The 7,400-nt window shown below is 61.5% G+C and carries 7 protein-coding genes and 2 pseudogenes; 3 read left to right on the forward strand and 6 right to left on the reverse strand.

Annotated features, from left to right (window positions below; all coding sequences use genetic code 11):
* Positions 1-256: 256 nt before the first annotated feature.
* The 6 genes and pseudogenes from istB to tnpC all read right to left on the reverse strand — a co-directional run.
* Positions 257-1,057, reverse strand: a pseudogene (gene istB, locus AC4FWB_RS32390) (IS21-like element helper ATPase IstB).
* Positions 942-1,478 carry a Mu transposase domain-containing protein gene (locus AC4FWB_RS32395; RefSeq protein ID WP_491030303.1) on the reverse strand — a complete coding sequence of 179 codons (537 nt, stop codon included), beginning with the start codon at positions 1,476-1,478 and terminating at the stop codon, positions 942-944. The pseudogene istB and the gene AC4FWB_RS32395 overlap by 116 nt, the downstream one beginning before the upstream one ends.
* 317 nt (positions 1,479-1,795) lie before the next feature.
* Positions 1,796-2,074, reverse strand: a complete 279-nt coding sequence (locus tag AC4FWB_RS32400; RefSeq protein WP_491030304.1) for a hypothetical protein — start codon at positions 2,072-2,074, stop codon at positions 1,796-1,798.
* Between the two features lie 43 nt (positions 2,075-2,117).
* Positions 2,118-2,405, reverse strand: coding sequence for a hypothetical protein (locus AC4FWB_RS32405; protein ID WP_491030305.1), 288 nt, complete (start codon positions 2,403-2,405; stop codon positions 2,118-2,120).
* Between the two features lie 451 nt (positions 2,406-2,856).
* Positions 2,857-3,090: a hypothetical protein gene (locus AC4FWB_RS32410; RefSeq protein WP_491030306.1), complete on the reverse strand. Its 234-nt coding sequence runs from the start codon at positions 3,088-3,090 to the stop codon at positions 2,857-2,859.
* A gap of 2 nt (positions 3,091-3,092) precedes the next feature.
* Positions 3,093-3,920: pseudogene (tnpC, locus tag AC4FWB_RS32415) on the reverse strand (IS66 family transposase); the annotation flags it as partial.
* A 141-nt stretch (positions 3,921-4,061) separates the two neighbouring features.
* Between tnpC and AC4FWB_RS32420 the strand changes: the two are divergent.
* The 3 genes from AC4FWB_RS32420 to AC4FWB_RS32430 are packed head-to-tail and all read left to right on the forward strand — an operon-like array spanning position 4,062 to position 7,271.
* Positions 4,062-5,309 (forward strand): site-specific integrase, encoded by a 1,248-nt coding sequence (locus AC4FWB_RS32420; RefSeq protein ID WP_491030307.1) that lies wholly within the window; start codon positions 4,062-4,064, stop codon positions 5,307-5,309.
* The gene (locus tag AC4FWB_RS32425) at positions 5,306-6,268 is read left to right on the forward strand and encodes a tyrosine-type recombinase/integrase (RefSeq protein WP_491030308.1); all 963 of its coding nucleotides are present in this window, start codon (positions 5,306-5,308) and stop codon (positions 6,266-6,268) included. The genes AC4FWB_RS32420 and AC4FWB_RS32425 overlap by 4 nt, the downstream gene beginning before the upstream one ends.
* Positions 6,261-7,271: a tyrosine-type recombinase/integrase gene (locus tag AC4FWB_RS32430; RefSeq protein ID WP_491030309.1), complete on the forward strand. Its 1,011-nt coding sequence runs from the start codon at positions 6,261-6,263 to the stop codon at positions 7,269-7,271. Before AC4FWB_RS32425 ends, AC4FWB_RS32430 begins: the two co-directional genes overlap by 8 nt.
* Positions 7,272-7,400 lie beyond the last annotated feature (129 nt).

Below are 7,400 nucleotides of genomic sequence, written 5' to 3' on the forward strand. Positions count from 1 at the left end.
CGGGCCGCAAGGAGCGAAGTACGCGACTCACCGAGGTTGTACAGCAAGCCCTTCGGACCCGGCTCAACGAGTCCAGGAAGCGGGGCGCAAGGGCTCTCTTTCCTCGCGCACGGCGGCAAGCTGAGCGCCGACGGCCTGCAGGCGCTGCTGAAACAAATATGTCGCCAAGACTCGCGAACACTGCGTCCCCCTCCGCTGTCAAACGCAATCCAGAACTGCCCCTTTGCGTCATGTAGAACTGCCCCCACCTTGGTGTTCATGATGTCGATTGAAGGTTGGTTCCACGGTGACGGGTCGGAGGGAGGCGGAGCCGACCGGAGGCCTGTCACCGGCGTGCGGCCTGATGAGGCCGCGATTTCGCTTGGCGCGGAGCCGGTAGCAGTCGCCGCGGATGGTCAGCATGTGGCTGTGGTGCAAGAGCCGGTCGAGGATCGCGGTCGCGGCCACCGGATCGGCGAACACGTGCCCCATTCGGCAACGCTGCGGTTCGACGTGATCAGCATGGCGCCGGTTTCATAGCGCCGGCTGACCAGCTGGAAGAACAGGTGCGCCGCGTCGGGCTCCAGCGGCAGGTAGCCGAACTCGTCGACGATCAGCAGCTTTGGTTTCGACAGCGCCAGCAGTTTCTCGTCCAGGCGCCGATCGCCGTGCGCCTTAGCGTGGCCAGCGACCAGTCGCCGTTGTGAACTCCGCTGTATATCCGGCCAGGATCGCCTCACGCCCGAGCGCGATCGCCAAGCGCGTCTTGCCGACGCCCGGCGGGCCGAGCAGCAACACGTTCTTGCCGTTGGCGATCCAGCGCGAGACGCGGCCAGGTCGCGGATCTGCTTGGGATCGATCGACGGCTGTGCTCGAAGTCGAAGCCCGCAAGCTCCTTCACGACCGGGAAGTGTGGGAGCTTCAGCACCATCTCGATGCGGCGGTGATCCTAGCGCGCGATCTCACGCTCGCGCAGCAGGATCAGCGTCTCGCGCGTCGATAGGTTCGCGCGCGCTGCCTCGTCGAGCAGGCTGTCGAGCTGGTCGGGGATGCCGAAGAGCTGCGATCGCGCCAGCATGGCGTCGAGCGGATCGATCGGTGCTTCGGTTGCTTTGTTTGCGCGCGCCATCAAAAGCCCCCTGCGATCGCTGCTTCGTATTCGGCAAGGGGACGCAACAACGAGGGCGGCGCAGACGACGCCGGCACCGCCGATGCCTTCGCTTGGCAGACAGCGCCATTGCAACCCGCAACCCCGTCGAGGTGGGCGGAATCGACGATCCGCATGCGGCAACCCTGCGATTGCCTGTGGACCGCAACCTCGCGCAGCCTTGACGGATGCGCACCTCGCCAGCCGCGACCGTTACTGCCACGCGCTCGCCGATCAACCGCCACAGCACCGAGTAGCTATTGGTATCGACCTCGACGGCGCAATCGTTGTAGACGATGCGGCTCAGTTCGCGCAACAATCCGAACGACGGTCGCCCGATGAGCGGTTTCAAACGGTGCGCCTCGTCGCGCTCGAAGCGGGCCCATCGGCGCCTCGCCGGTCGTGCCGTGGATGCGCGCGTTCGCCACCCCGCGTTCCCACTTGGCGAGATGCGCCTCGAATGCCTCCCAGTTCGTGAAGGAATGACCCGCGATTGCGTTCTTCTTCACATAGCCAACGCCGTTCTCGGTCTTGCCCTTCGTGCGCGCCCGATACGGTGCGCAGGCGCGAAGACGGAAGCCCCAATGCTTCGCGCGATGAGCTTGTCGTTGAACACAACCGACGGGCTCGCCGCGTCGTGGCGCACGACAAGCGCGCGCGGATTGACCATCAGAATTTCCTCCGGCACTCCGCCGAAGGTCGTGAACGCGCTCTCGATCCCGGCGAACCAATGCTCTGCTTCTCGGCCCGGAACGCACGCACATGCAGCCGTCGCGAATGCCCGAGCGTCGCCACGAACACGAATGCCTTGATCTTCGCGCCGCCGATCTCGACCAGACGCTCGCCGAAATCGATCTGCGGTTGTCGCCGCGGTGGCGTCTCGAACCGCGTTGTCGCCAGCGCCTCGGCCCTCAGCGCCTGACGATAGGGCTGCACGGCGCGTTGCAATGTTCGCCGGCTGACCCGCCACGCCCTTCTCGGCCAGCAGGTCCTAGCGCACCACATCCGCATTGCCGCGATGCCGAATGAACCGCTCGCGCAGCCAACCCTCAAGGCCGTCGAGCCGTTTCGGCCGCTCCGGCGACTTGAATGGCTTCACGCCGTCCGCCGCCACGTAGACCTTCACCCTGTGATGGCTGCAGCCCAGCTGCCGAGCGATCCGCTTCAGCCCCCACTCGCACGCCTTCAGGTGCAACATCTCCGCCACATCGTCCGGCGTCTTAATCACCTGCCCCCGTGGATCACTCCACGACGGGCTTCCGTGATTCGGTTCGTTCATTTGCTCTCTCCTCAGCTATTCACGGAGGGGCAATCCCTCGTGGCGCCGAGGGGGCAATTTCCGTGACGCGCGGCACCTCCGCTCAAAACGGGTGCATGAAGGTATCGAGGAGATCGAACTCCTCCTCGAAGAATATCATCGCGTCTCACCATCGAAAGCTTGACCTCAGCACCGTCGTGCTCAGGTGCTCATTGCCGCGGATACGCATTTCTGCTGTCTCCGCGGATGGGTACGATCTGTCAACCACGCATGTAGTGACTATGGACATGGCGGGTTCGCCGACCGCAACATGGACAGCACGACTCCATCGCCTTCGGCCGAGCAGCAACCACGACCCTGTCAGGCTGCAGGAGAATTCGGACAATCGAAAGCTCGGGCAAAATCAGCGTACTCATCCGGTGAAGACCGCAGGCGTGCGTATCCGGCGGCCATGAGCATCGCGGTGCTGAGGTCAAGCTTTCGATGCGGAGACGCGATGATATTCTTCAAGGAGGAGTTCGACCTCCTCGATGCCTTCATCGGTGAAGGCCAAGATCCCGTCGTCATCGTTGGCTCCGTAGACCCAGATGACGCCGTCCTCGGGCTCGAGACCGAGGGTCAGGTCCTGGATGAGCGCTTCGCTGACGCCGAGGTCCCTGGCGACACGGTCGACGGTGTGGACGTGATGCACCTTATTGCGCTGCATGATCAGGCCGCCGCTGGTTGGATCCGCAGTTTTGCGGATCTCCAATTCCACGGCAGCAAATCATCGATCCGATGGGCCGGATAGGCGGGCAGTCGGGCAAGGACGTCGGCGAGCCAGGATTGCGGGTCGATATCGTTCATCTTGGCGCTGACGATCAGGCTGTAGAGAACGGCAGCGCGCTGTCCGCCGCGATCGGAACCGCAGAACAGCCAGGACTTTCTGCCAAGAGCGATACCGCGCAGGGCTCGCTCGGCCGCATTGTTCGATAGGCAAATGCGCCCATCGTCGAGGAACCGGATGAAGGATGCCCAGCGACGCAGCATGTAGTTGAAGGCCTTGCTCAGATCGTGTCCGCGCGAGAGCTTGTCGCGCGTCTCGATCATCCAGCGCTCGAGTTCGGTGACCAGTGGCATGCTCCGCTCTTGGCGTACGGCGTGGCGTTGGGCCGGCGACAGGCCATTGATCTCGCGCTCGATATCGAACAGGGCATCGATGCGCTGCACGGCTTCAACCGCGAGCGGATAGACCAGGTTGGGCTTGTCGCCGCGCGCCTTCTTGTGCGCCGCCGCTTCGATATCGGCCAGCTCGAACACTTTGCGCCGGCTGTGGGCCCAGCAGCTGGCTTCCAGAACAGGCGCCGGCTGACGATCCGCCGCATAGAGATCGCCATAACCGCCAAAGGCATCGGCCTGCAGAATGCCGCTCCAGCCGGCGAGATGCGCCGCGGGATGTTCCCCTCGGCGATCGCGGGAATAATAGAACACCGCCGCCGGCGGATCGGCGCCGCCGAACGGTCGGTCATCGCGGTTATGTAGAGATCTCCATAACCGCGATTATGTGCACCTCGTGATTATGCGCAGATTGCTGAGGCAGGAGGCTTTAACCGTCGGATTCTCGGACGACTTCCGGCTGGCGAACTGCGCATAATTCTTGTGTCTCCTATCGAGCGTAATCAGCTCAATAGGATCAGTATGCAAAAGATGATCGTCATACAGCCACGGCCGCGCGCTTGGCTGGAAGGAAGTATTCTTCAGCCTTACGTTTCGCAATACGGGGAGCATTTGCAACGAAGGCGATATGCTCCGGGCACCCAGCGCGCCTACATGTGCTGCATCGCGCACTTCGCCCATTGGCTGACACAGGAGGGCTACCGCCTGGAAGCGATCGGTCAAGTCGCCGTCATTCGCTTTCTCTCGGAACACTTGCCGGCATGCGTCTGCCACGATCCGGTCCGCCGTATTCGTCATGACCTGCAGGCGGCACTTGGCCAACTTCTGGAGGTACTCAAAGCTGGCGGCGTGGTGCCGCAGTATCCGGCTCGGAACTCCGCTATCGAACAGGAGTTGACGCGTTTCGATATCCACATGCGCGACGTCTGGGGTTTGGCAGACAGGACCCGTCGGCGGCGCTGCAAAGTGGTTGAGGAGTTTCTTGTCGAACATGTCGGCGAGCAGCCCATTTCGATGGCGACAGTCAAAGCCACGACCGTCCGTCACTTCATCCTCGGCGAGCAGGGGCGAGGCTCCGCAGCCATCGCCGCGATCGGCGCCACCATTGCCTGCTATCTCCGCTTTCGCAGTATATCCGGCGATCGGGTGAGCGAACTGAAGGCCGCAATTCCCCGAGTCGCGCGCTGGCGGTTGGCGTCATTACCGGAGGTTCTGACCGACGCCGAGATCGACCAACTGCTGAGTTCGTTTGATCAGTCGTTTCCGTCGCGCCTGCGAGCTTATGCGATGGTGCGGTGCCTAATCGATCTCGGCCTGCGATCCGGCGAAGTCGTCAAGTTGCAACTTAACGACATCAACTGGTCCAATGGTACAATCAACCTTGTCGGCACCAAGAGTCGACGGGCTGATACTCTGCCCCTGCCAGTCTCAACAGGAGCGGCGATTGCGGCCTATCTGCGTGAGGAGCGTCCTACGACGGCGAACCGAGCCGTATTTGTTCGTCACGTCGCACCCTACGACAAACCGATCACAACCAAGAGCGTCGTACGCGCAGTATTGGCCGGCTACCGAAGATGTGGATGGACGCGAACCGGGGTCCACATTCTCCGCCACAGCGCTGCCAGCCGACTTCTACGCGCCGGCGCGCCGATGAAGGAGATTGCGGACATCTTGCGGCATCGAAGCGTCGACACGTCCGCCATCTATGCAAAGGTTGATCTGAACAATCTATCTGCTGTGGCTCTGCCTTGGCCGGGGAGCGCACAATGATCAACGCACGCACGATGCTCTCGTTGGCCGAGGACTATTTATCCGAGCGCCGCGCCCTTGGTTTTAAGCTCAGGATGGAGGGCCATTACATTACCGCTTTCGCCCTGTTCGCAGACCAACACGGTCATCGCGGCCCACTCACCAACGGTGTCGTTCTGAACTGGGTGCAAGGTCAGGCCAAAAAAGCTACCCCGCTCTCCTGGGCCCGGCGCCTCGAGGTCCTTCGCCCGTTCGCGAGGTATCTGACGCGGGTTGATCCCGACACTGAGTTCCCTGAGACCGCGATCTTTGGTCGTGCACATCGACGCCTCACGCCGCATATCTATTCAGAGCAGGAGATATGCGATCTCGTGGCTGCCGCTTCGCGGCTGACTCCCAAGGGCGGTTTGCGACCAGCGACATACGCAACGATCTTCGGACTGATCGCGGCTACGGGGCTACGACGCTCGGAAGCACTCCAGCTGCGCTACGGCGATATCAATCTCGACAGCGCGGTCCTTACGATTCGTAATACCAAGTTCCGTAAGTCCAGGCATGTGCCTATGCATGCCACCGTCGTAGCCGCGTTGCGGCGCTATCTCGAGGTTCGTGCGCGTCATGGCGCTCTATCCAAGGATTCGCCGCTGTTCCTTTCCTCAGAGGGCGGATTCATCGCGGAGCGGAGGATCAATAAGATTTTCCAGAAGCTTCGTACCAAACTCGGTTGGGTTCCGCGGGGCGGCCATCGTGAAGTGCGCATCCATGACCTGCGCCACACCTTTATTTGCCGCCGCGTTCAGCTTTGGCACGAACATGGCGCCGATATCGACAATAGGATGGCAGCGCTCTCGACCTACGTCGGCCACGCCAAAATCTCCGATACCTATTGGTATCTGACCGCCGTCCCAGAACTCATGGCGGTCTCTGGCAGGCGTTTCGAGCTTTTCGCAGCAAATGTCGGAGGAGATTATCGTGTCTGATCTCAACCCGACACCGTCCTTCCCCATCCTGCTTCAACGCTTCTTTGTCGAACATCTGGGCAACCAGCGAGCTGTCAGCCCTCGCACCATCGCAGCCTACCGGGACACTTTTCGATTGTTGCTTGGCTTCGCCGAAGCGAAGATTGGCAAGGCGCCCACCCGGCTGATCTTGGCAGATCTTGATGCGCAATTGATCCTGGACTTCCTCGACCATCTGGAGAAGGAACGGAGCAACGGTGCGCGCACGCGCAATGCCCGCTTGGCGGCACTTCGCTCCTTTCTGAAGTATGCTGCCCATTACGACCTGACTGCGCTCATCGTCATCCAACAGGCACTGGCCATTCCGATGAAACGGTTCGACCGGCCGGTCCTGGGATTTCTCTCGCGCGAGGAGATGCAGGCGATTCTTGACGCGCCGGATGCGCGGACCTGGGCAGGTGAACGGGACCGCACGCTGTTCAGCCTGATGTACAACACTGGCGCCCGTGTGTCCGAAGCCATCGGCCTGCGCGTCGGCGAGGTTATCGTCGATGGCGCGGCGGTTGCACACTTGCATGGTAAGGGACGTAAAGACCGTAGCGTGCCGCTTTGGCGTACGACAGTCAGCTTGATCCGTAACTGGAAACGTCGGCTGGCTTTCACAAGCGAGGAGGACTTCCTGTTTCCGAACCGAAGCGGAGGGCGCATGGTGCGTTCAAACGTCACCCAGCGCTTTGAACTTGCGGTATCGGCTGCGGCGGAACGTTACCCGCAACTCGCGAGCCGCTCGATTTCGCCTCACACCATCCGCCACACCACGGCGATGCATCTCCTGCAGTCCGGCGTCGATATCAGCGTCATCGCTCTGTGGCTCGGTCATGAGAGTTCCGCGACGACGCATATGTACCTTCAAGCAGATCTCGCGATGAAGGAACGTACACTCAACCGACTGCAGCCCATGACGTCTAGTCAAGGTCGATATCGTCCGCCGGACCAGCTCATGCAGTTCCTGATGAGTCTCTGAAGTTATGCGCAGTTCGCCAGCCGGAAGTCGTCCGAGAATCCGACGGTTAAAGCCTCCTGCCTCAGCAATCTGCGCATAATCACGAGGTGCACATAATCGCGCACATAGGTCCATAATCGGCCGGTATCG

The organism is Mesorhizobium sp. LEGMi-168a (genome assembly GCF_058312955.1).

Excerpts from the sequence above, each read along its gene's own strand:
- AC4FWB_RS32425 (WP_491030308.1), top strand. The coding sequence starts at position 5,306 with ATGATCAACGCACGCACGATGCTCTCGTTGGCCGAGGACTATTTATCC.
- AC4FWB_RS32405 (WP_491030305.1), bottom strand. The coding sequence starts at position 2,405 with ATGAACGAACCGAATCACGGAAGCCCGTCGTGGAGTGATCCACGGGGG.
- AC4FWB_RS32410 (WP_491030306.1), bottom strand. The coding sequence starts at position 3,090 with ATGCAGCGCAATAAGGTGCATCACGTCCACACCGTCGACCGTGTCGCC.
- AC4FWB_RS32420 (WP_491030307.1), top strand. The coding sequence starts at position 4,062 with ATGCAAAAGATGATCGTCATACAGCCACGGCCGCGCGCTTGGCTGGAA.